Annotated in this window: 23 protein-coding genes; 13 read left to right on the forward strand and 10 right to left on the reverse strand. The window is 59.8% G+C overall.

The window, feature by feature from the left end; all coding sequences use genetic code 11:
• Positions 1-5: 5 nt before the first annotated feature.
• Complete coding sequence (locus TU81_RS26235; protein WP_038980375.1) at positions 6-956, reverse strand: choline sulfate utilization transcriptional regulator; 951 nt, start codon at positions 954-956, stop codon at positions 6-8.
• Positions 957-1,070: 114 nt separating this feature from the next.
• Between TU81_RS26235 and betC the strand changes: the two genes are divergently transcribed.
• From betC to TU81_RS26250, 3 genes are all read left to right on the forward strand, one after another.
• On the forward strand, positions 1,071-2,585 hold the full coding sequence (gene betC, locus TU81_RS26240; RefSeq protein WP_048397349.1) for a choline-sulfatase: 1,515 nt from the start codon (positions 1,071-1,073) through the stop codon (positions 2,583-2,585).
• 16 nt (positions 2,586-2,601) lie between these two features.
• Complete coding sequence (gene choX / locus TU81_RS26245; protein ID WP_048397350.1) at positions 2,602-3,522, forward strand: choline ABC transporter substrate-binding protein; 921 nt, start codon at positions 2,602-2,604, stop codon at positions 3,520-3,522.
• A gap of 154 nt (positions 3,523-3,676) precedes the next feature.
• On the forward strand, positions 3,677-5,245 hold the full coding sequence (locus TU81_RS26250; RefSeq protein WP_048397351.1) for a SulP family inorganic anion transporter: 1,569 nt from the start codon (positions 3,677-3,679) through the stop codon (positions 5,243-5,245).
• 144 nt (positions 5,246-5,389) lie between these two features.
• On the opposite strand, the gene aroE is transcribed toward TU81_RS26250, so the two are convergent.
• Both aroE and hemF read right to left on the reverse strand, forming a co-directional pair.
• Positions 5,390-6,211 (reverse strand): shikimate dehydrogenase, encoded by an 822-nt coding sequence (gene aroE, locus TU81_RS26255; RefSeq protein ID WP_048397352.1) that lies wholly within the window; start codon positions 6,209-6,211, stop codon positions 5,390-5,392.
• A gap of 81 nt (positions 6,212-6,292) precedes the next feature.
• Positions 6,293-7,207: an oxygen-dependent coproporphyrinogen oxidase gene (gene hemF, locus TU81_RS26260; RefSeq protein WP_008076302.1), complete on the reverse strand. Its 915-nt coding sequence runs from the start codon at positions 7,205-7,207 to the stop codon at positions 6,293-6,295.
• Positions 7,208-7,381: 174 nt separating this feature from the next.
• On the opposite strand from hemF, the gene TU81_RS26265 reads away from it, so the two are divergent.
• Complete coding sequence (locus tag TU81_RS26265; RefSeq protein WP_048397354.1) at positions 7,382-8,359, forward strand: NADPH:quinone reductase; 978 nt, start codon at positions 7,382-7,384, stop codon at positions 8,357-8,359.
• Between the two features lie 112 nt (positions 8,360-8,471).
• Here the strand turns inward: TU81_RS26265 and TU81_RS26270 are convergent, their stop codons facing one another.
• From TU81_RS26270 to TU81_RS26280, 3 genes are all read right to left on the reverse strand, one after another.
• A complete protein-coding gene (locus TU81_RS26270) occupies positions 8,472-9,029 on the reverse strand; it encodes an L-threonylcarbamoyladenylate synthase (protein ID WP_038980384.1) in 558 nt (185 codons plus the stop codon).
• 68 nt (positions 9,030-9,097) lie between these two features.
• Positions 9,098-10,204: a DNA-processing protein DprA gene (dprA, locus tag TU81_RS26275; protein WP_048397355.1), complete on the reverse strand. Its 1,107-nt coding sequence runs from the start codon at positions 10,202-10,204 to the stop codon at positions 9,098-9,100.
• Between the two features lie 80 nt (positions 10,205-10,284).
• Positions 10,285-11,310 carry a LysM peptidoglycan-binding domain-containing protein gene (locus TU81_RS26280; RefSeq protein WP_038980388.1) on the reverse strand — a complete coding sequence of 342 codons (1,026 nt, stop codon included), beginning with the start codon at positions 11,308-11,310 and terminating at the stop codon, positions 10,285-10,287.
• Positions 11,311-11,479: 169 nt separating this feature from the next.
• Here TU81_RS26280 and def point away from each other — a divergent pair, with 169 nt between their 5' ends.
• The 5 genes from def (at position 11,480) to TU81_RS26305 (ending at position 16,174) form a co-directional block, all read left to right on the forward strand.
• A complete protein-coding gene (gene def, locus TU81_RS26285) occupies positions 11,480-11,986 on the forward strand; it encodes a peptide deformylase (RefSeq protein WP_008007919.1) in 507 nt (168 codons plus the stop codon).
• Positions 11,987-12,056: 70 nt separating this feature from the next.
• A complete protein-coding gene (gene fmt, locus TU81_RS26290; protein ID WP_048397356.1) occupies positions 12,057-13,016 on the forward strand; it encodes a methionyl-tRNA formyltransferase in 960 nt (319 codons plus the stop codon).
• Positions 13,013-14,323: a 16S rRNA (cytosine(967)-C(5))-methyltransferase RsmB gene (gene rsmB / locus TU81_RS26295; RefSeq protein WP_038980392.1), complete on the forward strand. Its 1,311-nt coding sequence runs from the start codon at positions 13,013-13,015 to the stop codon at positions 14,321-14,323. The genes fmt and rsmB overlap by 4 nt, the downstream gene beginning before the upstream one ends.
• A gap of 22 nt (positions 14,324-14,345) precedes the next feature.
• Entirely contained in the window at positions 14,346-15,719 is a 1,374-nt protein-coding gene (gene trkA, locus TU81_RS26300; protein ID WP_038980394.1) for a Trk system potassium transporter TrkA, read from the forward strand.
• Positions 15,720-15,850: 131 nt separating this feature from the next.
• The gene (locus TU81_RS26305) at positions 15,851-16,174 is read left to right on the forward strand and encodes a tetratricopeptide repeat protein (RefSeq protein ID WP_038980395.1); all 324 of its coding nucleotides are present in this window, start codon (positions 15,851-15,853) and stop codon (positions 16,172-16,174) included.
• Positions 16,175-16,268: 94 nt separating this feature from the next.
• Here the strand turns inward: TU81_RS26305 and TU81_RS26310 are convergent, their stop codons facing one another.
• Both TU81_RS26310 and tag read right to left on the reverse strand, forming a co-directional pair.
• Positions 16,269-17,156, reverse strand: coding sequence for a lysophospholipid acyltransferase (locus TU81_RS26310; protein WP_008007909.1), 888 nt, complete (start codon positions 17,154-17,156; stop codon positions 16,269-16,271).
• Between the two features lie 40 nt (positions 17,157-17,196).
• Positions 17,197-17,754: a DNA-3-methyladenine glycosylase I gene (gene tag / locus TU81_RS26315; RefSeq protein ID WP_048397357.1), complete on the reverse strand. Its 558-nt coding sequence runs from the start codon at positions 17,752-17,754 to the stop codon at positions 17,197-17,199.
• A gap of 81 nt (positions 17,755-17,835) precedes the next feature.
• Here tag and glyQ point away from each other — a divergent pair, with 81 nt between their 5' ends.
• The 4 genes from glyQ (at position 17,836) to TU81_RS26335 (ending at position 22,245) form a co-directional block, all read left to right on the forward strand.
• The gene (gene glyQ, locus TU81_RS26320) at positions 17,836-18,789 is read left to right on the forward strand and encodes a glycine--tRNA ligase subunit alpha (RefSeq protein ID WP_003213601.1); all 954 of its coding nucleotides are present in this window, start codon (positions 17,836-17,838) and stop codon (positions 18,787-18,789) included.
• On the forward strand, positions 18,786-20,840 hold the full coding sequence (glyS, locus tag TU81_RS26325) for a glycine--tRNA ligase subunit beta (RefSeq protein WP_048397358.1): 2,055 nt from the start codon (positions 18,786-18,788) through the stop codon (positions 20,838-20,840). Before glyQ ends, glyS begins: the two co-directional genes overlap by 4 nt.
• Before the next feature lie 4 nt (positions 20,841-20,844).
• The gene (gene gmhB / locus TU81_RS26330) at positions 20,845-21,384 is read left to right on the forward strand and encodes a D-glycero-beta-D-manno-heptose 1,7-bisphosphate 7-phosphatase (protein ID WP_167344829.1); all 540 of its coding nucleotides are present in this window, start codon (positions 20,845-20,847) and stop codon (positions 21,382-21,384) included.
• Positions 21,385-21,465: 81 nt separating this feature from the next.
• A complete protein-coding gene (locus TU81_RS26335; RefSeq protein ID WP_038980400.1) occupies positions 21,466-22,245 on the forward strand; it encodes a lysophospholipid acyltransferase family protein in 780 nt (259 codons plus the stop codon).
• A 182-nt stretch (positions 22,246-22,427) separates the two neighbouring features.
• Here TU81_RS26335 and TU81_RS26340 read toward each other — a convergent pair whose 3' ends face one another.
• Both TU81_RS26340 and TU81_RS26345 read right to left on the reverse strand, forming a co-directional pair.
• Positions 22,428-24,740, reverse strand: coding sequence for a CHASE2 domain-containing protein (locus tag TU81_RS26340; protein ID WP_038980401.1), 2,313 nt, complete (start codon positions 24,738-24,740; stop codon positions 22,428-22,430).
• 18 nt (positions 24,741-24,758) lie between these two features.
• Complete coding sequence (locus TU81_RS26345) at positions 24,759-25,688, reverse strand: FecR family protein (protein ID WP_173667534.1); 930 nt, start codon at positions 25,686-25,688, stop codon at positions 24,759-24,761.
• Positions 25,689-25,748 lie beyond the last annotated feature (60 nt).

The following is a 25,748-nucleotide window of genomic DNA, read 5'->3' on the forward strand; positions in this document are numbered from 1 at the left end:
CCCGTTTACACCGCAATCGAAGGTAAAGGGAGACCATTGAGCGATTGCGCACTGCTGGCCTGTTCCGCCATCAACCAATCCACAAACAGTTGAATCAATGCCCCACGCCGTTTGCGCTGGGGCAGAACCACGTAATAACCCAGCCTGGAAATCACCGTGTCGGCGATGGGGCGACACAACAAACCTTGCGCCAACAAGTTATCCACAAGGTGCCGCCACCCAATCGCAACGCCCTGGCCGCCAATTGCCGCTTGAATCAGCAGGGTGTAATTGTCGAAGCGCAGTTGTCCCGGGGACGGGGTCGAGGTGATCCCCAATTCGCGAAACACGCCACTCCAATCAAACCAGTTGCTGCTGTGTTCGCCTCGCAGGTGCAGCAGCGGAAACTCCAGCAATGCCTGAGCCGGCAAGGGCAGGGCACGGTCCTTCAATAGCAGCGGGCTGCACACCGGAAACACCTCTTCGCTGAACAGCCAGTGACTCTCGCCTTGCTTGAACCGGCCATCCCCGAACAGCACCGCCACATCGATATCGGTTCGCAGCATGTTGTGGCTGCGTTCGCTGGTGACCAGGCTGACGTCCACTTGAGGGTTGGCGGTGTGGAAGCGGTGAAGTCGCGGCATCAGCCAGTACGCGGCGAAGGCGAAGTCGGTGGCCACCTGCAACACTTCGTGCTGTTGCTGTGCGCTGATTGCGCTCAATCCTGCATCGATATTCTGCAAACCGAGCTGAACTTGCTCGAACAGAATGGTCCCGGCCTCAGTCAGCTCAATTCCGCGATAAATACGATCGAACAACCGGGTCGCGAGCTGTTCTTCCAATCGTTTGATCTGCTGACTGATGGCCGGTTGCGTGGTGCCGAGCTCCACCGCGGCGGCGGTGAAGCTGCGCTGCCGGGCCGCGGCTTCAAAGGCGCGCAGCAAGTCCAGAGACAAATCACCGAGGGCGTCATACATAAGCTGTGCTTATCCTAGTCATTGCCTAGCATGGGCTTTACCACAAGGTTAATGGACTCCATGCTCGATCACAGCACTCTCGCATAAATATCCACTATGGAATGCCGCGATCACATGAAGCGCAAAAATATTCTTTTCATCATGGCCGATCAAATGGCCGCGCCAATGTTGCCGTTCTACGGCCCTTCGCCTATCAAACTGCCGAATCTCAGCCGCCTCGCCGCCGAAGGCGTGGTGTTCGACGCCGCTTATTGCAATAGCCCTCTTTGCGCGCCGTCGCGTTTTACTCTGGTCAGCGGTCAGTTGCCGAGCAAGATCGGCGCCTACGACAACGCGGCCGATTTCCCCGCCGACGTTCCAACCTATGCCCATTACCTGCGTCGCCTCGGTTATCGCACCGCGCTGTCGGGCAAGATGCACTTCTGCGGCCCGGACCAGTTGCACGGCTATGAAGAACGCCTGACCAGCGACATCTACCCGGCCGATTACGGTTGGTCGGTGAACTGGGATGAGCCGGATGTGCGGCCAACCTGGTATCACAACATGTCGTCGGTGCTGCAAGCCGGGCCTTGCGTGCGCACTAATCAACTGGATTTCGACGAAGAGGTGGTGTTCAAGGCCCAGCAATACCTGTTCGATCACATTCGCGAGGATGGCGATCAGCCGTTCTGCCTGACCGTGTCGATGACTCACCCACACGATCCGTACACGATTCCCAAAACTTTCTGGGATATGTACGACGACGCCGACATCCCTTTGCCCGAAACACCCGCACAGGATCAACTTGATCTTCACTCCCAGCGTTTGCTCAAGGTCTATGACCTTTGGGACAAGCCGCTGCCTGTGGATAAGATTCGCGACGCGCGACGCGCCTACTTCGGTGCATGCAGCTATATCGACAGTAACGTCGGCAAACTTCTGCAAACACTCGAGGAAACCGGGCTGATCGATGACACCATCGTCGTATTCTCCGGTGACCATGGCGACATGCTCGGCGAGCGCGGCCTCTGGTACAAAATGCATTGGTACGAAATGGCTGCCCGTGTACCGCTGTTGATCAGTGCACCAGGGCAATTCGGGGCCGGCCGGGTCAGCGCGGCGGTGTCCACTGCCGACCTGCTGCCGACCTTTGTCGAATTGGCCGGCGGCTCGCTGGAACCGGGTCTGCCGCTGGACGGCCGTTCGCTGGTTTCGCACCTGCAAGGGCAGGGCGGTCACGATGAAGTTTTCGGTGAATACATGGCTGAAGGCACCATCAGCCCGTTGATGATGATTCGCCGTGGTGCCTACAAATTCATCTACAGCGAAGACGATCCTTGCCTACTCTTCGATGTACATAACGACCCCAAGGAACAGGAAGAACTCAGCCAATCGCCGCAACATCGGCAGCTTTTCGAGGAGTTTCTCGCCGAAGCGCGGGCCAAATGGGATATCCCGGCGATCCACCAACAGGTGCTCGCCAGTCAGCGACGCCGGCGTTTCGTCGCCGACGCCCTGACCATCGGCAAGCTGAAGAGCTGGGATCACCAGCCGCTGGTGGACGCCAGCCAGCAGTACATGCGCAACCACATCGACCTCGACGATCTGGAACGTAAAGCACGTTATCCACAACCCTGCCAAAACCAATAATGTTAAGGGGAAGTCCATGCAAAGGTTATCCACAGTACTGACGGTCGGGCTTCTGGCTCTGGGCAGTGCCTCGGCCTATGCCGAGCAAAGCTGCGAGACGGTGAAAATGGCCGATCCTGGCTGGAGCGACATTGCTGCAACCAACGCCATCACCGGGTTTCTGCTGGACGGCATGGGCTACAAGGCCAAGGTCGATACGCTGGCAGTACCGATCACCTTTGGCGGTCTGAAGGATGGCCAGGTGGACGTGTTTTTAGGTAACTGGATGCCGGCGCAGCAAGGCTTCTACGACAAGTTCGTGGCCAATGGCGACGTTACGCAACTGGCGAAGAACCTCGACGGCACCGAGTTCACGCTGGCGGTCCCGGATTACGTTTGGGACGCGGGTGTGCATAACTTTAACGACTTGAACAAGTTTGCTGACAAGTTTGACAAGAAGATCTATGGCATCGGCTCTGGCGCCCCGGCGAACATCTCGCTGCAAGAGATCATCAAGAAGAACGACTTCGACCTGGGGCAGTGGAAGCTGATCGAATCCAGTGAGCAGGCGATGCTGGCCGAAGTGTCTCGCGCGGTGAAGAAACAGAAGTTCGTGACCTTCCTCGGCTGGACGCCCCACCCGATGAACGTGCAGCTGAAAATGCATTACCTGAAGGGCGGCGAGAAGTACTTCGGCGACACCGGCAGCGTTTATACACTGACCCGCAAAGGTTATGCACAGGCCTGCCCGAACGTCGGCAAACTGCTCACCAACCTGAGTTTTACCCAGGAAATGGAGAACAGCATCATGGCCGAGGTGGTGAACAAAAAGATCAGCAATGCCGCGGCGGCCAAGGCATGGATCAAGGCCAATCCGGCGGTGCTGGATAAGTGGCTGGACGGGGTGAAGACCGTGGACGGGAAGGACGCGTTGCCGGCCGTGAAAGCCAAGCTCTAAGTTCATGTGGGAGCGGGCTTGCTCGCGAAGGGGTCATCAGATCCGGCATTTATATCGACTGACACACCGCATTCGCGAGCAAGCCCGCTCCCACAGTGGGAACGATCAGCGTGGGTCCTGATACTCTTCCGTAAAACCCCACCCGAGAGGACCCATGGCCTTCCCCAGCCGCCATTCACTCTTTCCCTTCCTGACCTGGTTGCCCCGGCAAACCCGCGCCAGCGTCGGCCGTGACCTGATCGTCGGCCTGAGCGGTGCGATTCTCGCGTTGCCACAATCGATTGCCTACGCCCTGATCGCCGGTCTCCCACCGGAATATGGCTTGTACGCCGCGATCATCCCGGTGCTGATCGCCTGCCTGTGGGGTTCGTCGTGGCATTTGATCTGCGGTCCTACGGCGGCCATTTCCATCGTCCTGTACGCCAGCGTCAGTCCTCTGGCCGTCCCCGCGTCGCAGGACTACGTCACGCTGATCCTGCTTCTGACACTCCTTGCGGGCATTTTCCAGTGGTTGCTGGGTTTGCTGCGTTTCGGCGCCCTGGTGAATTTCGTCTCTCACTCAGTGGTGCTGGGCTTCACCCTTGGCGCAGCGGTGGTGATTGCCATTGGGCAACTGCCGAACTTGCTGGGGTTGGATGTGCCCAACCAGGCCACGGCGCTGAACAGCCTGGTGCTGCTGTTCAGTCATCTCAGTGAGGTGGACAAACCCTCGCTGGTACTGGGCCTGGCCACGGTGGTGATAGGCATCGTGCTAAAACTGCTGGTGCCGCGCTGGCCGACGCTGTTGATCGCTCTGGCCTTGAGCGGGTTGCTGGTATGGCTGTGGCCAGCGATGTTCGGTCATGTGAAGCTAGTCAGCGCCTTTGTCGGGCGGCTGCCGCCCTTCAGCCCGTTGCCGCTGGACCTAGACCTGGTGTTGCGCCTGCTGCCTAGCGCGGTGGCGGTCGGTATGCTCGGGCTGGTGACAAGCCTGTCGATTGCCCGCTCCTTGTCGGCGCGCTCGCAGCAGTTGCTCGACGCCAATCAAGAAGTCCGCGCCCAGGGTTTCTCGAACATGGTCGGGGCGTTTTTTTCCGGCTCGCTGTCAGCCGGTTCCTTCACCCGCTCGGCCCTGAGCTATGACGCCGGTGCCTGCTCACCGTTGGCGGGCGTTTTTTCAGCAGTGTGGGTGGCGTTGTTCGCTATCTTCGGCGCGCTATTGATCGCGCACATTCCGATCCCGGCCATGGCCGGCAGCATTTTGTTGATCGCCTGGGGATTGGTCGACCATCGCGGCATTCGCGCCTTGTTGCGGGTCAGCCGTGCCGAGTTTCTGGTCATGGCGCTGACCTGTGTCGCGACGCTGTTGCTGGAGTTGCAAACGGCGATCTACGCCGGCGTGCTGGCCTCGCTGTTCTTCTACCTCAAACGCACCTCGCAACCTCGGGTGCAGTATTGGCGTGAGGGCGACGAAGACATTCTGCGAGTCGGCGGTTCGATTTTTTTCGGCGCCAGCCATTACCTGCAAGTGCGTTTGCAACGGATGCAAGGCGCGCGGGTAGTGATCGAGGCGCAGCAGATCAACTTCATCGACTATTCGGGCGTGGAAATGCTGCACCAGGAAGCGCGACGGCTGCTGCGCCAGGATCGCAGCCTGACCTTGCGGCGAGCACGGCCGCAGGTGGTGGAGGAATTGAGAAAGCTCGAAGGCGCGGAGAAATGCCCGATCCGGTTTGAAGATTGAAACACTCGACCCTGGAATAAACACCGACTTGTGGCGAGGGGGCTTGCCCCCGTTCGGCCGCGCAGCGGTCGTGGCAGTTTTGGGACGGCTTCGCCGTCCAACGGGGCGATGCGGCGTTCCGACAAGCCCCCTCGCCACAAAAGCCTAGAGCGCGAGCTGGCGGCGGAGTTCGGCCAATACCGGCGCGGTATCCGGGCGCACACCGCGCCACAGGTAGAAAGCTTCCGCCGCCTGCTCGGCCAGCATTCCCAGACCATCCATCGCCACCGCCGCGCCGTGCTCGCTGGCCCAACGGCAGAACGAAGTCGGATCTTTGCCGTACATCATGTCGTAGCAAACCGTCTTGCCCGGCTCGATCAAACTGCTGGCAATCGGCGGTACATCGCCTGACAGACTGGCGGACGTAGCGTTGATGATCAGGTCCACCGGCTCCTGCAACCAATCGAAACCACTGGCCGATACCGGCCCCAGATCCGCGAACAATTCCGCCAGCAATTCGGCTTTTTCCACCGTACGGTTGGCGATGATCACCGACGCCGGTTGCTCCGCCAGCAGTGGCTCCAGCGCACCGCGCACCGCACCGCCGGCCCCGAGCAGCAGGATGCGTTTGCCCGCAAGGCTGAATCCGGCGTTGGCCGTCAGATCCCGCACCAGCCCGGCGCCATCGGTGTTGTCACCCAGCAAACTGCCATCGGTCAGTTTGCTCAAAGTATTCACCGCGCCGGCCCGCTGCGCTCGCTTGGTCAAGCTGTTCGCCAAACGATAGGCGTCTTCCTTGAACGGCACCGTCACATTCGCCCCACGCCCTTCGCGGAAAAATGCCTGGGCACAGCCGGAAAAATCGTCGAGGGGCGCCAGCAAAGTGCTGTAGTCCAGTTTTTGCCCCGTCTGCTCGGCGAACAAACGGTGGATCAGCGGCGACTTGCTGTGGCCAATCGGGTTACCGAATACGACGTAACGGTCCATCTACATTCCTCAACCGTAGGAGCTGCCGAAGGCTGCGATCTTGACTGCAGCCCCGACGATGCAAAAACTCAAACCCTGGAATCAGGCCTTGGCCAACCAATCGCGGTCTTGCAAGAAGTACTCGGTCAGGCGCGCTTCTTCACTGCCCGGCTCGGCCTTCCAGTCGTAGGCCCAGCGCACTTGCGGCGGCAGTGACATCAGGATCGATTCGGTACGTCCGCCCGATTGCAGGCCGAACAGCGTGCCGCGGTCATAGACCAGGTTGAACTCGACGTAACGACCACGGCGAAACTCCTGGAATTCCCGCTGTTTGGCCGTGAACGCATCATTCTTGCGGCGCTGCACGATTGGCAGGTACGCGTCGATAAACGCATCGCCGATGGCGCGCATGAAGGCGAAGCTGGTGTCGAAGTCCCACTCGTTCAAGTCATCGAAAAACAGGCCGCCGATGCCACGCGGCTCGTGACGATGCTTGATGTGGAAGTAACTGTCGCACCATGCCTTGTAGCGCGGGTAGACGTCCGGGCCAAACGGCGCGCAGGCCTGTTCGGCGACGCGGTGCCAATGCACGCAGTCTTCTTCATTACCGTAATAAGGGGTCAGGTCGAAGCCGCCACCGAACCACCAGACCGGCTCTTCACCTTCTTTTTCAGCGATGAAAAAGCGCACGTTGGCGTGGGACGTCGGTACATGGGGGTTATGCGGGTGAATCACCAAGGACACGCCCAGGGCTTCGAAGCCTCGGCCGGCCAATTCTGGCCGATGAGCGCTGGCGGAGGGTGGGAGACCGCTGCCAAAGACGTGGGAAAAGTTGACGCCGCCCTTTTCAATGACCGCGCCGTTTTCGATCACCCGGGTGCGACCGCCACCACCGGCAGGCCGGGTCCAGGCGTCTTCGACGAAATGCGCGCCGCCGTCTTCAGCTTCCAGGGCAGCGCAAATGCGGTCTTGCAGGTCGAGCAGGTAGGCTTTTACGGCCTCGGTGCGGGTAGTCATGGCATCACCTTGAATCGGGCAAAGCTACGCGGCGCTCATACAGGCCGGCGGCAAATTGCTGCGTAGGATAACACTGCACCTTGTGCCGTCGCAGTTGACGAAGGTCAAGCTTTAAGAGTCCGATAGGCCGCTTGGCGCTACAACTCTAGAAGCTAATACTTAAGGAAAGTGCAGATGGCAAAGCGTATCCAGTTCCGCGCCCATGGCGGTCCCGAAGTGCTCGAGCATGTCGATTACCAGCCCGCCGAACCCGGTCCGCTGCAGGTGCGCGTGACCAACAAGGCCATCGGCCTGAACTTCATTGACACCTATTACCGCGGTGGCCTTTATGCGCCACCCGCCTTGCCGTCGGGCCTGGGCGCGGAGGGCGCGGGTGTGGTCGAGGCGGTAGGCAGCGAAGTCACCCGCTTCAAGATCGGCGATCGCGTGGCTTACGGCAGTGGCCCATTGGGCGCTTATAGCGACGTTCATGTCTTGCCGGAAGCCAATCTGGTACATCTGCCGGACGCCATCAGCTTCGAACAGGCCGCCGGCGTGATGCTCAAAGGCCTGACCGTGCAGTACTTGCTGCGCCAGACATATGAACTCAAGGGTGGCGAAACCATTCTGTTCCACGCAGCAGCCGGTGGCGTCGGCTCACTGGCCTGCCAATGGGCCAAGGCCTTGGGCGTGAAGCTGATTGGCACGGTCAGTTCACCCGAAAAAGCCGCCCTGGCGAAGGCCAATGGTGCCTGGGCGACCATCGATTACAGCCATGAAAACGTCGCGCAACGCGTGCTGGAATTGACTGACGGTAAAAAAGTGCCGGTGGTGTACGACGGTGTAGGCAAAGATACCTGGCTGACGTCACTCGACAGCGTCGCACCTCGAGGGCTGGTGGTGAGTTTCGGTAATGCTTCGGGCGCAGTGGACGGAGTGAATCTGGGGATTCTCGCGGGGAAGGGTTCGCTGTACGTGACCCGACCGACCCTGGCGACCTACGCCAACAACGCTGAAAACCTGCAAAGCATGGCCGATGAGCTGTTCGAGATGATCATCAGCGGCAAGTTGAAGGTGGACATCAGTCAGCGGTATCCATTGGCTGAAGCGGCGAAAGCACAGATCGAATTGTCGGCGCGGCGCACGACGGGCTCAACCGTTTTGTTGCCTTGAGGACGCCATCGCGGGCAAGCCCGCTCCCACAGGATTTCGGTCGTTCACATAATTTGTATACGCCTCGGACCTGTGGGAGCGAGGCTTGCCCGCGAAGAACGATGACGCGGTCTCAATCCGGGCGCACAACGTGGCCGGTCGCCAGATCGCGAATCACGCTCGGATTCTTGCGCCCACCCAGATTGCCACCCAGCACCCAATCAACCTGACCACGGAAATACTGCTCCACGCGAAGCCGCGTCCGCGCCGCTGGTTGCCCCTGAGGGTTGGCCGAGGTCGACACCAGCGGCCCGACCAACGCACACAAATCCCGCACCAGTGGGTGATCGCTAACCCGCAACGCCACTGTTTCGTGCACGCCGGTAATCCACTGGGGCAACAAATTCTGATGCGGCACCAGCCAGGTGTTGGGGCCCGGCCAAGTGCTGGCCATGCGGTCCATCCACAATTCAGGGAAGTCTTCGAAGAGGAAGTCGAACTGGCGAATATTGTCGGCCACCAGAATCAGGCCTTTATCCACAGACCGTCCCTTGATCGCCAGCAGACGATAGACCGCCTCTTCGTCCCAGGGGTCGCAACCCAGGCCCCAGACAGCTTCGGTTGGGTAGGCAATCACCGCGCCTGCGCGAATGGCTCTTGCGGCTTGTTGCACACGCCAACTGTTAACCATGAAAAACTCTCCGGAATAAGGCTCTGCGCAGTTTACCGATCTTCCATGCAAAACCTAGCCTGTAAAATCTAGTGCCCCCGCGCAAGCCAGCGGCCACTTTCACAGACCGCACGGCCGTCCATCTCCAGCTCCGTCAGCGCTGCCAGCACTTTCGACAACGCCCAGCCGCTGGTGATCGACAAGGCTTCGCTGGTAAGGGGCGCCGCGTGGAGCAATATGAGCAGCGGATGAGTTTCTGTCACCGGCGGCGTTTCTGTGGATAACGGCAGCCGTTGCCAGCCGCGCAAGGCTTCGAGGATGTGCTCGATGGTTTCCACCAGCACCGCGCCGTCGCGGATCAGTTGATGGCAACCCTTTGCGCCAGGGTGATGGATCGACCCCGGTATCGCATACACCTCACGCCCCTGTTCCGCCGCCAGCCTGGCGGTGATCAATGAACCACTGGCAACACTCGCCTCGACCACGAGCACACCGAGGGACAAACCGCTGATGATTCGATTGCGTCGGGGGAAGTTGCTGGGGGAAGGGCCGGCGTCCAGCGGGAACTCCGAAAGTACCGCGCTTCCCGAGGCGATCATGGCCTCTGCCAGTCGCTGATTGCGCTGTGGATAAAAATTTTCCAGCCCCGTGCCAAGTACGCCGACCGTTTGCCCGCCAACGTCCAGAGCCGCCTGATGCGCCGCAGCATCGATGCCCAGGGCCAGACCGCTGGTGATGACAAAACCGGCGCCGGCCAGAGTGCGGGAAAACGCGGCGGCGGTGTCCATGCCTGGTCGCGAAGCACGACGGCTGCCAACCATCGCCAGCTGTGGTTTTTCCAGAATTCCCGGATCACCCGCGACGAATAACAGCGGCGGCGCATCACTGATTTGCGCCAGCAGAGCGGGGTAGTCAGGTTGGTCCCACATCAGTAAATGCTGGCCCGGACGCTCTAACCAGGCTAATGCATGGCTGGCGCCGTCACGAATTTCGCTGGAGCGCCGGGCCTCCGCGCAAGCGAGTGGCAGGCCCAACGCACGCCAGGCACTGGCCGGTGCGCTGATGGCTTTGGAGGCAAAGCCGAAGGCCTCAAGCAATTTCTTGAAACGCGCAGGGCCAAGCTCCGGTAAACGGTGCAAGCGTAAACGGGCTTCCAGTTCCGCAGGGGAAACGGACGTACAGGCAGACAGCGACATGGATCATCCTTGATCGTTATAGAGTCCCGTCGAATCGGGAATAAGCTGTGGATAACTCTGTTGGTAACTTGTGAGCAGGCTTACGGATTTCGCACCTTGTCCATCACCGCCAAAGAGCGCGATGCGTTAAGGACAAGCCCGTAGCTGAGCTTGTCGTAGGTGCGGAAGACCATCAGCAAACCGGCCCGCTCGTCGGGAATTTTCAATGGCTGGCCAGTGATCCGGTCACGCACGGTTTCACCGGTTTTCATCACCACCAGCACATTGCCTTCGGCCAGGCCATCGCGCTGCCCCTTGTTCAGCGTGACGACATCCAGCGCGCCGATCTGGGTGACCCCGCGCGGCACATCAATAATCAGGCCGTTGATTTCGGTTGTCGGGGCACTGGGCATGAAGGTCGAATTGATCGAGCGCTCTTCGCCGCTGAACAGCCGGTCGCCGAGTCGCACTTCCTGAGTGGTGCGTTGCAGGGCCAGGGTGGCGACGTCGCCTTCAGTGGCAATGATCTCGCCGCCACCGATGTCGTCGGCGTTGATCCCCAAAAACTCCTTGCTCTGCGGATCGGTGTAGACCTTGCCCTGACGGAAGATGCCGTACGACGGTTGTGCCGGGTCGAAATGGCCACGGGCGAATATTCGATCACCGGTACCGCTGAGCACCCGTTCGGCATCGCCGGCGACGATGTAGGGCGCCTTGTCGAAATCCTCTGCCTTGTCGACGATGCGATTGCTCAGCAGAAAGCTGTTGATCGATTTCAGCGGAATGCTCGGAATGGCATCGGCCACCGGCGAGCTGCGGATTCGTGGCGAAAGCTTGATTGTGCCCCGGGAAGCGCCGCGATTGAGGGTCAGGCGTGGCTGACCGTTGACGTAAACCAGCGACAGCGTATCGCCCGGATAGATGAGATTGGGGTTTTCGATCTGTGGATTGGCCTGCCAAAGCTGCGGCCATTCCCACGGTTCACGCAGGTATTTAGCGGAAATGTCCCAGAGTGTGTCCCCTGCCACCACGGTGTATTGCTGTGGAAAACCTTCCCTGAGTTGCACTTGCCCGTGCGCAAAACCGGCCGAGGCCAGAAGGAGCAAGGCGAGTAGTGATTTCCTCATGCGGTGAATCCCTTTATTATGTACGTTCGCGTGAAACGCCAGAGCCCTCGTGGCTCGCTTCCTGCTCATTATTGAAAAGCCGGAAGCTACGTTCACAACGGTAGCCTGCATCCTCGGACTCGCCAGGCCATCGACCCGACTTTACCTCACACGTGCAGCAATTGAGCTTATGGCCATTTTAGACATCCTCGAATTCCCCGACTCGCGCCTGCGCACTATCGCCAAACCAGTGGCTGTAGTGGACGACGAAGTGCGTCAGTTGGTCGATGACATGTTTGAAACAATGTATGAAGCGCCAGGCATCGGCCTCGCCGCGACCCAGGTCAACGTGCATAAACGTATCGTCGTGATGGACCTCTCCGAAGACCGCAGCGAACCGCGGGTGTTCATCAACCCCGAGTTCGAAGTCCTGACCGACGAAGTGGACCAGTACCAGGAAGGCTGCCTTTCGGTGCCGGGTTTCTACGAAAACGTCGACCGCCCGCAAAAAGTCAAGATCAAGGCCCTGGACCGCGACGGCCAGCCGTACGAACTGATCGCCGAAGGCCTGCTCGCGGTGTGCATCCAGCATGAATGCGACCACCTCAACGGCAAATTGTTCGTTGATTACCTGTCCACGCTCAAACGCGACCGGATCAAGAAGAAACTGGAAAAGCTCCATCGCCAGAACGCTTGATGCCCTTCTTTCAAAGGCTTGCCGCGGCAAGCCTTTTTCTTTTCAAGACGCTTTGTAATTGAGAGCTTTCATGACTGAGCCACTGCGCATTGTCTTTGCCGGTACCCCGGAATTCGCCGCCGAACACCTCAAGGCCCTGCTCGACAGTCCTTACGAGATCGTTGCGGTCTACACCCAACCGGACCGTCCGGCGGGCCGTGGGCAGAAGCTGATGCCGAGCCCGGTCAAGCAGTTGGCGTTGGAAAACAACATCCAGGTGTTGCAACCGCCGACCCTGCGCAACGAAGACGCTCAGGCTGAACTGGCTGCACTGAAACCGGATTTGCTGGTAGTGGTCGCTTACGGGCTGATCCTGCCGCAAGTGGTGCTGGATATTCCGCGTCTGGGTTGCATCAACAGCCACGCTTCCTTGCTGCCACGCTGGCGCGGTGCGGCACCGATCCAGCGCGCCGTTGAGGCGGGCGACAGCGAAAGTGGCGTGACCGTGATGCGCATGGAACTGGGCCTCGACACCGGGCCGATGCTGCTCAAGGTCACCACGCCGATCAGCGCCGAAGACACCGGCGGCAGCCTGCATGATCGCCTCGCAGAGATGGGCCCACCGGCCGTGGTTCAGGCGATTGCCGGCCTGGCCGCAGGCACTCTGGAAGGCGAAGTGCAGGACGACAGCCTCGCCACCTACGCACACAAATTGAACAAAGACGAAGCGCGCATCGACTGGAGCCGCCCGGCAATTGAGCTGGAGCGCCTGGTTCGCGCCTTCAACCCATGGCCGATCACCCACAGCACGCTGAACGGCGAAGCGCTGAAAGTGCTGGCTGCGAGCCTGGCCGAAGGGCAGGGCGCGCCGGGTGAAATCCTCAGCGCCAGCAAGGACGGCTTGGTCGTCGCCTGCGGTGAACAGGCGCTGTGCCTGAGCCGTCTGCAATTGCCCGGCGGCAAGGCGCTGAACTTCAGCGACTTGTTCAACAGCCGTCGTGAGAAATTCGCCGTCGGCACCGTTCTCGGTCAAGCGGCGGACGCTCAATGAATCCACGTCTGGCTGCCGCCAAGGCACTGGCTGCTGTTCTTAACGGAAAAGCCTCACTCAACAGTTCTCTGCCGACGCAAATGGACAAGGTCGAAGACCGTGATCGCGGCTTCACCCAGGACCTGGCGTTCGGCACGGCTCGCTGGCAGCCACGTTTGTCGGCGTTGGCGGCCAAGTTGCTGCAAAAGCCGTTCAAAGCAGCTGATGCCGATGTCGAGGCGCTGTTGCTGGTCGGCCTCTACCAACTGCTCTACACCCGGGTTCCGGCCCACGCGGCCATCGGTGAAACCGTCGGTTGCGCCGACAAACTGAAAAAGCCCTGGGCCAAAGCCTTGCTCAACGCCGTGCTGCGCCGTGCCCAACGCGAAAGCGAAGCGCTGCTGGCCGAGCTGGAGCACGACCCGGTGGTGCGCACCGCTCACCCACGCTGGCTGCAAAAATCCCTCAAAGCCTTCTGGCCTGAGCAGTGGGAAGCCATTTGCGCGGCGAATAACGCGCACCCGCCGATGATTCTGCGGGTTAATCGTCGTCACCAGACTCGCGATGCTTATCTCGGGTTGCTAAGTGAAGCGGGTATCGCCGCCACGCCGTGTGTTTACAGCCGGGACGGCATCATCCTCGACGCCGCCGCCGACGTGCGAAGCCTGCCAGGTTTCGCCGAAGGCTGGATCAGCGTGCAGGACGAAGCCGCGCAACTGGCCGCCGATCTGCTGGACCTCGCGCCAGGCCAACGGGTGCTGGACGCTTGCTGCGCACCGGGCGGCAAAACCTGCCACATCCTTGAGGCCGAGCCCAAACTGGCCGGCGTGGTGGCTGTGGATCTGGAAGCCAAACGTCTAGTGCGAGTACGGGAAAACCTTGCACGCCTGGGCCTGAGCGCCGAACTGATCGCCGCCGACGGCCGCGATACCGCCACTTGGTGGGACGGCAAACCGTTCCAGCGCATCCTGCTGGATGCACCATGCTCGGCTACCGGAGTGATCCGTCGTCACCCGGACATCAAACTGACCCGCCAACCCGATGACATCGCCGCGCTGGCGGTGCTTCAGGGCGAGCTGCTTGATGCCATGTGGATAACGTTGGAAGTGGGCGGCATTCTGCTTTACGCCACCTGCTCCACGTTGCCGACCGAGAACACCGAAGTCATCGAGGCGTTCCTCGCTCGCACACCGGGTGCCCGCGAACTCGACATCGCCAGTCAGGCCGGCATCAAGCAGCCCCACGGTCGCCAATTGCTGGCCCAGGAAGGTGGCCACGACGGGTTCTACTACGCCAAGCTGATCAAGATTGCCGCCGCGCGCGGTTAACCGGTTTTAAGGGAGTGACTGGATGAAAATCATCATCCTCGGCGCAGGGCAGGTCGGCGGTTCGCTGGCAGAACACCTGGCCAGCGAAGCCAACGACATCACCGTGGTCGACACCGATGGCGAACGCCTGCGCGACCTCGGCGATCGGCTGGACATCCGCACCGTACAGGGTCGCGGTTCGCTGCCGACCGTACTGCGTCAGGCCGGTGCCGACGACGCCGACATGTTGGTTGCAGTGACCAACAGTGACGAAACCAACATGGTGGCTTGTCAGGTCGCTCACACCTTGTTCCACACGCCAACCAAGATCGCCCGAGTCCGCGAAGCCGCGTACCTGACCCGCGCCGACCTGTTCGATAACGAAGCGATTCCGGTCGACGTGCTGATCAGTCCGGAGCAAGTCGTTACCAACTACATCAAGCGCCTGATCCAGCATCCGGGTGCGTTGCAGGTCATCGACTTCGCCGAAGGCAAAGCACAGTTGGTGGCAGTGAAAGCCTATTACGGCGGCCCGCTGGTGGGTCAGCAACTGCGCCAGTTGCGCGAACACATGCCGAATGTCGAAACCCGCGTTGCGGCGATTTTCCGTCGTGACCGGCCGATCCTGCCTCAAGGCGATACGGTGATCGAGGCCGACGACGAAGTATTTTTCATCGCAGCCAAAGCGAATATTCGCGCGGTGATGAGTGAAATGCGCCGCCTCGATGAAAGCTATAAGCGCATCGTCATCGCCGGTGGCGGGCAGATTGGCGAGCGTTTGGCCGAGGCCATCGAAAGCCGCTATCAGGTGAAGATCATCGAGATGAACCCGGCCCGCTGCCGCCATCTCTCGGACACCCTCGACAGCACCGTGGTGTTGCAAGGCAGTGCCTCCGACCGCGACTTGCTGATGGAAGAGAACATCGCCGACGCCGACATCTTCCTGGCGCTGACCAACGACGACGAAGCCAACATCATGTCGTCGCTGCTCGCCAAGCGCCTGGGCGCGAAGAAGGTGATGACGATCATCAACAACCCGGCCTACGTCGACCTGATCCAGGGCGGCGACATCGACATTGCCATCAGCCCGCAATTGGCGACCATCGGCACCTTGCTGGCCCACGTGCGGCGCGGCGATATCGTCAGCGTGCACTCACTGCGTCGAGGTGCGGCGGAAGCCATCGAGGCCATCGCCCACGGTGATGCGAAGTCGAGCAAGGTGATCGGCAAGGCCATCGAAAACATCGGCCTGCCGCCGGGGACCACCATTGGCGCGATCATTCGCGATGAGGAAGTGATCATCGCCCACGACAACACAGTGATCGAAGCTGGCGACCATGTGATTCTGTTCCTTGTGGATAAAAAGCATATTCGGGATGTGGAAAAGCTGTTCCATGTGGGCTTGAGCTTTTTCTGATGATCGTTCCCACGCTCTGCGTGGGAATGCCTCAACGGACGCTCCGCGTTCGGCTTTGAATGGGACGCAGAGCGTCCCGGGCTGCATTCCCACGCAGAGCGTGGGAATGATCACTGACTGAGGAAGCACCGATGATCGAATCCCTGGAAAAAATGCTCGCCAAGGGTGTGGATAACTCGCTGCTGCGTTTCGGCCTGGGTAAGGGTTATCTGGATCTGGGTGAAAATGCCAAGGCCGCGGAGCATTTCCAGCGCTGCGTCGAGTTCGATCCGAAGTATTCGGCAGCCTGGAAGCTATTGGGCAAGGCCCATCTGGCGCTGGCGGATTACGCGGCGGCGCGTCAGGCCTGGGAACAGGGCCTGGAAGCCGCCCGCAACCATGGCGACAAGCAGGCGGAGAAGGAGATGACAGTGTTTCTGAAAAAGCTTGAGCGTCAGGCGCACGCAGGCCAATAAAGATCAAAAGATCGCAGCCTTCGGCAGCTCCTACGGGATGTACGCCGAGCCTTTGTAGGAGCTGGCGAAGCCTGCGATCTTTTGATTTTTTGCATCAATACCAGCGTTCTTCACCCGGCGGACGCTTCTTGAAGCGCTTCATGCTCCACATGTACTGGCTCGGATAAGCCCGCACATAGCGCTCGACCACCTGGCTCATCGCCGCGCAGGAGGTTTCGGTATCGGTGCTGTACATGGCCTCGGGGGCGGCTTCGAGGATCACTTTGTAACCCGAACCGTCCGGCAGCCGCAGGGCATGCAGGAACACGCCGACCGCTTTGCCGCCGGCCAGCATGTTTGGGACGAATTTACTGGTCAGGGCCTGAGTGGCGAAGAACGGCACGAAGATCCCGGCGGATTCGGCCGGTTCCGGGTCTGCCGGAATACCCACTGCCCCCCCTTTGCGCACTTCCTTGATCACGCTGAGGATGCCTTCCTTGGTGGAAGCGGCCACCCGGTTACCCAATTGCACCCGCTGCTTGCGCAATAACTCATCCACGGCCTTGAGTTTGGGCGGACGGTAGAAAATGATCGGTTTGCACTGGTTGCAATAGAAATGGTTCAACACTTCCCAGTTGCCCAGGTGACTGGTGATGCCGACCACGCCTTTGCCGGAGGCGAGAGCATCCTTGAGCACGTCGAGACCTTCGACTTCGCGCACCAGATCAATGGATCGCTGAGCCGGCCAGATCCACGCGCAAGCGCTCTCGGTCAGGGACTTGCCAATGTCTTTCAGGCTCTGGCCCACCAGACGCTCGCGTTCGGCCGGGTCCATCTGCGGAAAGCACTTGGCGAGGTTGATCCGCACCACGTCGCGGGAACGGTTGGGGGTTTTCCACATGATCCAGCCAATCGCCGAACCCACCGCCTGCACTGCCCGCCAAGGAAGCAGGGCAAACAAACGCAGAGCGCCTACCAGCAAGGCGCCTTTCAACTTATCCACAGGTCACTCCTGATCTTGTGCTGTGCGCGAGGCGGCTATTCTAACCGCCGTTCGCCAAGGTGGCGTAGCGATCGCAATCCCGAGTGTGGTCCATGACCATGCCCGAGGCCTGCATCAACGCGTAACAAATGGTCGGGCCGACGAACGTGAATCCGGCTTTTTTCAGGCCTTTGCTCATCTCGACGGCGACCGGTGTCACGGCCGGCACTTCACTGCGATCCTTGAAATGATTGATCACCGGCGTTCCGCCGACGAACGACCAGAGAAACGCCACCGGGTCCTCCAGCGCCAGCCAGGCCTGGGCATTGCGCCGGGCGGCATTGAGTTTGAGGCGATTGCGTATGATCCCCGGATCGAGCATCAATTCATCGATTTCCGCATCGCTCATCTGTGCCACGCGCTGTACGTCGAAGCTAAACAGTACCTCGCGATAGCGCTCTCGTTTGCGCAACACGGTGATCCAGGAAAGCCCGGCCTGGAACCCTTCGAGCAAAAGCAACTCGAACAAACCCTGCGCATCGCGTAGCGGCGTGCCCCACTCCTGATCGTGATAAGCCATGTACAGCGGATCTTCGGTACACCAAAAGCAGCGTGGCATAAGGCTCCAGGGGGCGTGCGCAGGACCGAATCGGGTATACTCCCGCTCTTTAAATCGCAGCCCAAGAAACAGGTGAATTTCGTGAGCCAGCCTACGCCAGCCGTGCGTACCTTCCAAGACTTGATCCTCGCCCTCCAGCAATACTGGGCCGAGCAAGGTTGTGTGGTACTTCAGCCCTACGATATGGAAGTAGGCGCCGGCACTTTCCACACTGCCACGTTCCTGCGCGCCATTGGCCCGGAAACCTGGAACGCCGCTTATGTGCAGCCCAGTCGTCGCCCGACTGACGGCCGCTACGGCGAAAACCCGAACCGTCTGCAGCACTACTACCAGTTCCAGGTAGTCCTGAAGCCGAACCCGGACAACTTCCAGGAACTGTACCTGGGCTCCCTCAAGCACGTGGGCCTCGACCCGCTGGTGCACGACATCCGTTTCGTCGAAGACAACTGGGAGTCGCCAACGCTGGGCGCCTGGGGTCTGGGCTGGGAAGTCTGGCTCAACGGCATGGAAGTGACGCAGTTCACTTACTTCCAGCAAGCGGGCGGCATCGAGTGCTACCCGGTGACCGGCGAGATCACTTACGGTCTGGAGCGTCTGGCCATGTACCTGCAAGGCGTGGACTCGGTCTATGACCTGGTCTGGGCTGACGGTCCGTTTGGCAAAGTGACCTACGGCGACGTGTTCCACCAGAACGAAGTGGAGCAGTCGACCTACAACTTCGAACACGCCAACGTCGAGAAGCTGTTCGAGTTGTTCGACTTCTACGAAAGCGAAGCCAAGCGCCTGATCGAACTCGATCAGCCATTGCCGTTGCCGAGCTACGAAATGGTGTTGAAGGCTTCCCACACCTTCAACCTGCTGGATGCGCGCCGGGCGATCTCGGTGACCGCGCGTCAGCAATACATTCTGCGTGTACGCACCCTGGCGCGTTCCGTTGCGCAAGCCTACCTGTTGGCTCGCGCCAAGCTGGGCTTCCCGATGGCGACCCCGGACCTGCGTGATGAAGTACTGGCCAAGCTGGAGGCTGCACAATGAGTGCTCAAGATTTTCTGGTTGAATTGGGCACCGAAGAACTGCCACCCAAAGCCCTGAATACCCTGGCCGAAGCGTTTATGGCCGGTATCGACAAAGGCCTGCAAGCCGCCGGCCTGAACTACGAAACCAAAACCGTCTACGCCGCGCCACGTCGCCTGGCCGTGCTGATCACCGCGCTGGCAACCCAGCAGCCGGATCGCAGCATCAACCTCGACGGCCCGCCGCGTCAGGCCGCGTTCGATGCCGAAGGCAACCCGACTCAAGCGGCCCTGGGCTTCGCCAAGAAGTGCGGCGTCGACCTGAGCGAAATCGATCAGAGCGGTCCGAAACTGCGCTACAGCCAAAGCATCGCCGGCAAGCCGACCGCGAGCCTGATGCCAACCATCGTCGAAGATTCCCTGAACGACCTGCCTATCCCCAAGCGCATGCGCTGGGGTGCTCGCAAGGAAGAATTCGTTCGCCCGACTCAATGGCTGGTAATGCTGCTCGGTGACCACGTCATCGACTGCACTATCCTCGCGCAAAAGTCCGGCCGCGATTCCCGTGGTCACCGCTTCCACCATCCTGAAAGCGTGCGCATCACCTCGCCGGCCAACTACCTGAGCGATCTGCGCGCGGCTTACGTGCTGGCCGACGCCAACGAGCGTCGCGAACTGATCAGCAAGCGCACCGAAGAACTGGCGACGCTGCAGGAAGGTACGGCCATCGTGCCGCCAAGCCTGCTCGACGAAGTGACCGCGCTGGTTGAATGGCCGGTGCCGCTGGTGTGCTCGTTCGAAGAACGTTTCCTCGACGTGCCGCAAGAAGCGCTGATCACCACCATGCAGGACAACCAGAAGTATTTCTGCCTGCTGGATGCCGACGGCAAGTTGCTGCCTCGTTTCATTACCGTGGCCAACATCGAAAGCAAAGACCCGCAGCAGATCATCGCCGGTAACGAGAAAGTGGTTCGCCCACGCCTGACCGACGCCGAGTTCTTCTTCAAGCAAGACAAGAAGCAGAAACTCGAAGACTTCAATCTGCGTCTGCAGAACGTGGTGTTCCAGGAAAAACTCGGCAGCGTCTACGACAAGGCCGAACGCGTTTCCAGACTCGCTGCGTTCATCGCTCAACGTATTGGCGGTAACGCCGCATGGGCTTCCCGTGCCGGCCTGCTGTCCAAGTGCGACCTTGCGACCGAAATGGTCGGCGAGTTCCCGGAGATGCAAGGTGTCGCCGGTTACTACTACGCCCTCAACGACGGCGAGCCGGAAGAAGTCGCACTGGCGCTGAACGAGCAGTACATGCCGCGCGGCGCCGGCGCTGAACTGCCGACCACCCTCACCGGTGCTGCAGTGGCCATCGCCGACAAGCTCGACACGCTGGTGGGTATTTTCGGTATCGGCATGCTGCCTACCGGGAGCAAAGACCCGTATGCCCTGCGCCGTGCAGCGCTGGGTGTATTGCGCATCCTGATCGACAAGAAGCTCGACCTCGACCTGAACGACGCCGTGGCGTTTGCCGTGAATGCGTTCGGTACCAAAGTGAAGGCTGCCGGCCTGAATGACTCGGTGCTGGAATTCATCTTCGACCGTCTGCGTGCCCGTTATGAAGACGAAGGCGTTGATGTCGGGACTTATCTGTCGGTACGTGCCCTGAAGCCGGGTTCGGCGCTGGACTTCGATCAGCGTGTACAAGCGGTAGAAGCGTTCCGCAAATTGCCGGAAGCCGCAGCCCTGGCCGCTGTGAACAAGCGCGTTTCGAACTTGCTGAGCAAGGTCGAAGGCTCTGTTCCTTCGGTCGTTGAAGCCAAGTACTTCGACAACGCCAACGAGTTCTCCCTGTATTCGGCGATCCAGCAGGCTGACCAGGCTGTTCAGCCAATGGCCGCTGCTCGTCAGTACAGCGAATCGCTGGCGCGTCTGGCCGCCTTGCGCGAGCCGGTGGATGCGTTCTTCGAAGCGGTGATGGTCAACGCCGAAGATGCCAAGGTGCGAGCCAACCGCTATGCGCTGCTGGCGCGTCTGCGTGGGTTGTTCCTCGGCGTCGCCGACATTTCGCTGCTGGGCTAAGGGGCTGCTGTTGAAACTGCTGATTCTCGATCGGGACGGGGTGATCAATTACGACTCCGATGCGTACATCAAGTCGGTGGAGGAGTGGATTCCGCTCCCCGGTTCGATCGAAGCGATCGCGCAGTTGAGCAAGGCCGGCTGGACGGTGGCGGTCGCTACCAACCAGTCGGGCATCGCTCGCGGCTACTACGACATCGCCACCCTGGATGCCATGCACGCTCGCTTACGCGAGCTGGTGGCGGAGCAGGGCGGTGAAGTCGGGCTGATCGTCTATTGCCCGCACGGGCCAGACGATGGCTGCGATTGCCGCAAACCAAAACCCGGGATGTTGAAAACCATCGCCGCGCATTACAACGTTTCGCTGACGAATCTATGGTTCGTCGGCGATACTCTCGGTGACCTGGAAGCCGCCAGAGCCGTCGACTCTCAGCCAGTTTTGGTAAAGACCGGGAAAGGCGAAAAGACGCAGGACAAGACCCTACCGGCGGGCACCTTGATTTTTGACGATCTGGCGGCGATTGCCGCGGAACTTATCCACAACTAAGGCTCTTCTGACATCCTGGCCAAGGACTGATCGGGAGTGCGCTTGAATAGGCGGGCAATGCCCGCAACGGTAAATGTCGCCATGTCGATACTGCAGGCCATCAGAACTTTCCTCTTTTACCTGCTGCTGGGCACCAGCTCTTTGCTCTGGTGCACCCTGAGCTTTTTTATCGCGCCGTTTCTGCCATTCAAGGCGCGCTATCGCTTTATCAACGTGTACTGGTGCCGCTGCGCCTTGTGGCTGAGCAAAGTCTTTCTGGGTATCCGTTATGAAGTGAAGGGTGCCGAGAACGTGCCTGACCAGCCCTGCGTGATTCAGTCGAACCACCAGAGCACTTGGGAAACATTCTTTCTCTCGGCGTACTTCGAGCCCCTGAGCCAGGTGCTCAAGCGCGAACTGCTCTACGTTCCGTTCTTCGGCTGGGCCATGGCCATGCTGCGACCGATCGCCATCGATCGTGGCAACCCGAAAGCAGCGCTCAAGCATGTGGCGAAGAAGGGCGATGAGCTGCTCAAGGACAATGTCTGGGTACTGATCTTCCCGGAAGGGACTCGCGTTCCTTACGGCACCATCGGCAAGTTCTCCCGCGGTGGCACCGCGTTGGCTGTCAATGCGTCATTACCGGTGTTGCCGATTGCGCACAATGCCGGCAAATTCTGGCCAAAAGCCGGTTGGGCGAAGCAGGAGGGCGTGATCACCGTGATCATTGGCGCGCCAATGTACGCCGAGGGTAGTGGGCCGCGGGCCATCGCCGATCTGAATGATCGGGTGCAGGCCTGGAACGAACAGATGCAGCGCGAGATGGGTTCACTGCCAGCAGCTCCGGCGGCACCCAACGCTACTGATCAAGTGACTGTCTGAGATTCTGTGGATAACCTGTGTACCGTTTTGTTGAAAAACGTCGTTTTTAGCTATTAAGCTTATGATTTACATACATATTTCTTAAGTAAATAAAACGTCGAAAAAGGTGCATAAGTTTATTTAGGACGTAAAAAAACCGGCTGATATAGCCGGTTTTTTTATGCCCGCTGAAAACGTCTGTATCACTCGCTCAATAGCGGTAACTGGACGCTGAACGTCGAGCCTTGCCCCACCACGCTACGACAGGAAATCCGCCCGCCGTGACGATCTACCACGGCCTTGACCATGGACAAACCCAGCCCCAGACCGTCGCTGCCATGAGCCGAGGCAAAACGCCGATACTGACAGAACAACTCGGGAAGTTCATCGACAGCAATCCCTCGGCCCTGATCGGCGATTTCGCACAGTAGCCAGCCCTCGGCACAACTCACCCGCACCGAGATCCGCGACCCCGCCGGACTGTACTTGATGGCGTTTTCCAATAGGTTGAACAGTGCCCGTGTCAGTAGCGATTGATCGGCCAGGACCAGCGCTTCGGCGTCTTCGTCGAGGTCATGCAGCAACTGAATATTCTTCAGATGAGCGATGCTCGAGGCTTGGTCGAAGGTATCGAGCAACAACATTGCGAACATGCTCGGCTGAAACTGATAGGCCTCGGACTCGGCTTTTGCCAACTGCACAAAAGCCTCGGTCAAGTTCAGCGCTTTGCGCACTTGTAACTCGATCTGACTGAACACTTGAGTGTCGCCGGACACCTGATGCCGCTGAACATCGAGCAAGGCCAGAATTGCAGAGTGAGGAGCTCTGAGGTCGTGAGACAAAAAGCGCAGCAGTACGGCGCGCTGTTCTTCGGCGTCCCGCTCGACGCTCAAGTCAGTAAGGCTCAGTAGCCAGCCAATCACGGAGTCGCCCTCGGCCGGCAACAGCGGTGCCAGGTCCAGACGCAGACTACGTGCCTGAGTGTCACGAAACTCCAACGGCTCCAGGGTCGACAACGCAGATGGCATTCCGTTGGACGGCACCGGGTAACCCAGGTCGCTCAGTTGCTCGAGCATGTCTTCGCCCACCAGACCACGACAAAACACTTCTCGAGCCTTGCGGTTGGCCAGCAGAATACGTCCGTTCGGATCGCTGATCAGCGTCGCCACCGGCAGGTATTCAAGTCCATCGGCGATGAAACGTCGGGTGTCGCGGGTCCGGCTCATAGCCTGCTCCAGCGCAACGATTTGCCCTTGCAGCACATCACCGGCCGGAGCCTGGGTGCGACGACGTTCGGGAAAAACTTTTGGCTCGCTGTCCAGGCGCGCCAGTTCCCAGCCGAAATAGGCGAGCACCGCGTTCAGCCTTCGCCAATTCCAGATCAGATAACCCAGCATCATCCCTAGCAGGCTCGCAGCCGGGGACCACCACCAGCCAAGCCGCAACAGTACACCCGAGCCCAGCAGAGCAGCGGCCATTGCACCTAGGGTCAGCCATAGGGCGCGACGCGGACGCACCAAGAGCAGGCCCAGCAACTCTCCGACAATCACTACCGATAGCAACGCCGCCAAGCGCTTATCGAGAACCACAATGTTGCGCTTTTGTAGCAGTCCGTTGAGGATATTCGCCTGAATCTCGATGCCCGATGTGGTGCCGATGCTGGCCGATTGCGGTGTCACGTAGCGGTCGCCCAGGCCTGCAGCGGTCGAGCCGATCAGGATCAAGCGATCGCGCAGCAATTCGGGTGGGACTTCACCGCGCAATACGCTGACGTAGGGCACAGTGGGAAAGCCCGCGTCGGAATGGATGAAAGGAATCCGTATTTCGTGGGCTCGCTGCCAGCCTTGCACCGATGGCAGCGCCGGGGTACCCGGCATTGGTGCATTTCCCTTATCGGCGAGGGTTTCTTCGTACAGCAGCCAGGCCAGTTGCGGGCGTGTTTTTTGCGCCGGTCCTTCGCTTAAATACACGCTGCGCACGATCCCGTCGGCGTCCGCTTCGGCATTGATATGCCCGACGCCTTTGGCACAGTGGTTCAGCGGATCCACTGGTTCAATTTCCCCCAAGGGCTGACCATAACGCGCTACATCTTCGCGCAGCAGCGGCACGAAAACATTACCGGCCCGGCAGGCCGCCTGAGCCAAAAGGTGATCGTTCTCGGGTTCGCTATCAGGCTCGCTGAAAATTACGTCGAATAGAACGCCTTTAACGTTCGCGGCGCTGAGCCGATCCAGCAGTTGCGCGTGCGTCGCCCGCGACCACGGCCATTGGCCGATCTGCTGCAAGCTGTAGTCGTCGATCGTGACAATGAGTATTCGCGGGTCCACCGGCAGCGGGTTCAGTCGGCGCAGGTTGTCGTAGAGCAGTTTGCTCAGGACCAGACCCTGACTCATGGACAGCATCGCCGTCAGCGGCAACAGAATCAGACAGACCCACAGCCACTCACGGACCATCCGCCGAAACAATCGCTGAGCCTGGGTCGGCTCGCGGTCATCCTTCCTTGGCCGGTTCTTCATCGGTCGTCTGCCAGGGCGCTATTGGACACGCGTGGTCCTGGGGTAATAGAAAATGTCATACACCCCGGTCTCTCCCTCTAACCCCTGAGCATCATAGGCTGACAGGCGAACATGGTAGAAAAACGCTTTCAGCCCGCTGAACTTGACCTCGGGTGTGCTGGAAAACTGCTCTTGCTTGATGTCCAGAAAGGCTTCGTCGGTAGCCACTTGCGCCCGATAACGCGTAGCCCCTTCGATGGGTTTCATGATCAATTGCCAGATAGGCACATTACCCGTCTGACCGGCCTGCCCCAACAAACCTGGGGCGGGTAACAAGTCGATTGGCGTCAACGCGCCTTGTTTCTGAATACGCAAACCTTGACGGGCCATGACCTGGACCTCGTCATCCTCAGGGCTCTGAGTCCGTTTGGCAGCCGACCGGGCAGGGCGGGCGCCCGACGTTTCCACATCACGATTAACCGCGACTTGCCCGTTCAGAACCTCCAGTAGCGCCTGGCCATCGTCATCGTTGCGCACCCGGAAATGCGTGCCCCGTACGCCCAGTACGCCGACCGGCGTGACGATCTGAAAGCGATCACGGTCGCTGGCCCGCTTGATCACATACGACTCAACCTGCCCCTGCTCAAGAATGACCTGAGGGATCGAATGTTCTTCATTGAGATGCAAGGTGATATGGGAACTGGAGGGCAACACCATCCGCGAGCCATCACCCAGGGACAGGCTGACAAATGCCGAGGGCGATGTCTTGATGCCTTCCTGCTCGTCAATCGACGTACCTTCCTGCAGTGGCGTCTGCTTGCCTTTGGCGTCCAGCTTCCAGGCTTCGCCGGTCAAATGCTCGACAGTCGCCGGTAGTGGTTGGCCACGGCATTGTTGGTTTTCATCGATATAAGGCAGGCGTTTTGCCGAGGCGACAGTCGCTGATGCACTCTGGGTGAACAATCCCATCAGGCCAGCAACCAGTAAAAGACAGACACCCGAACGGCGGGGGAGCAATAAGGTCATGGG

The sequence above is a fragment of the Pseudomonas lini genome (genome assembly GCF_001042905.1).
Lineage (GTDB): Bacteria > Pseudomonadota > Gammaproteobacteria > Pseudomonadales > Pseudomonadaceae > Aquipseudomonas > Aquipseudomonas lini.

What these genes read in the sequence shown, in the direction of transcription:
- TU81_RS26235 (WP_038980375.1), bottom strand. Translation starts at nt 956, where the DNA reads ATGTATGACGCCCTCGGTGATTTGTCTCTGGACTTGCTGCGCGCCTTT.
- betC (WP_048397349.1), top strand. Translation starts at nt 1,071, where the DNA reads ATGAAGCGCAAAAATATTCTTTTCATCATGGCCGATCAAATGGCCGCG.
- choX (WP_048397350.1), top strand. Translation starts at nt 2,602, where the DNA reads ATGCAAAGGTTATCCACAGTACTGACGGTCGGGCTTCTGGCTCTGGGC.
- TU81_RS26250 (WP_048397351.1), top strand. Translation starts at nt 3,677, where the DNA reads ATGGCCTTCCCCAGCCGCCATTCACTCTTTCCCTTCCTGACCTGGTTG.
- aroE (WP_048397352.1), bottom strand. Translation starts at nt 6,211, where the DNA reads ATGGACCGTTACGTCGTATTCGGTAACCCGATTGGCCACAGCAAGTCG.
- hemF (WP_008076302.1), bottom strand. Translation starts at nt 7,207, where the DNA reads ATGACTACCCGCACCGAGGCCGTAAAAGCCTACCTGCTCGACCTGCAA.
- TU81_RS26265 (WP_048397354.1), top strand. Translation starts at nt 7,382, where the DNA reads ATGGCAAAGCGTATCCAGTTCCGCGCCCATGGCGGTCCCGAAGTGCTC.
- TU81_RS26270 (WP_038980384.1), bottom strand. Translation starts at nt 9,029, where the DNA reads ATGGTTAACAGTTGGCGTGTGCAACAAGCCGCAAGAGCCATTCGCGCA.
- dprA (WP_048397355.1), bottom strand. Translation starts at nt 10,204, where the DNA reads ATGTCGCTGTCTGCCTGTACGTCCGTTTCCCCTGCGGAACTGGAAGCC.
- TU81_RS26280 (WP_038980388.1), bottom strand. Translation starts at nt 11,310, where the DNA reads ATGAGGAAATCACTACTCGCCTTGCTCCTTCTGGCCTCGGCCGGTTTT.
- def (WP_008007919.1), top strand. Translation starts at nt 11,480, where the DNA reads ATGGCCATTTTAGACATCCTCGAATTCCCCGACTCGCGCCTGCGCACT.
- fmt (WP_048397356.1), top strand. Translation starts at nt 12,057, where the DNA reads ATGACTGAGCCACTGCGCATTGTCTTTGCCGGTACCCCGGAATTCGCC.
- rsmB (WP_038980392.1), top strand. Translation starts at nt 13,013, where the DNA reads ATGAATCCACGTCTGGCTGCCGCCAAGGCACTGGCTGCTGTTCTTAAC.
- trkA (WP_038980394.1), top strand. Translation starts at nt 14,346, where the DNA reads ATGAAAATCATCATCCTCGGCGCAGGGCAGGTCGGCGGTTCGCTGGCA.
- TU81_RS26305 (WP_038980395.1), top strand. Translation starts at nt 15,851, where the DNA reads ATGATCGAATCCCTGGAAAAAATGCTCGCCAAGGGTGTGGATAACTCG.
- tag (WP_048397357.1), bottom strand. Translation starts at nt 17,754, where the DNA reads ATGCCACGCTGCTTTTGGTGTACCGAAGATCCGCTGTACATGGCTTAT.
- glyS (WP_048397358.1), top strand. Translation starts at nt 18,786, where the DNA reads ATGAGTGCTCAAGATTTTCTGGTTGAATTGGGCACCGAAGAACTGCCA.
- TU81_RS26335 (WP_038980400.1), top strand. Translation starts at nt 21,466, where the DNA reads ATGTCGATACTGCAGGCCATCAGAACTTTCCTCTTTTACCTGCTGCTG.
- TU81_RS26340 (WP_038980401.1), bottom strand. Translation starts at nt 24,740, where the DNA reads ATGAAGAACCGGCCAAGGAAGGATGACCGCGAGCCGACCCAGGCTCAG.
- TU81_RS26345 (WP_173667534.1), bottom strand. Translation starts at nt 25,688, where the DNA reads ATGGGATTGTTCACCCAGAGTGCATCAGCGACTGTCGCCTCGGCAAAA.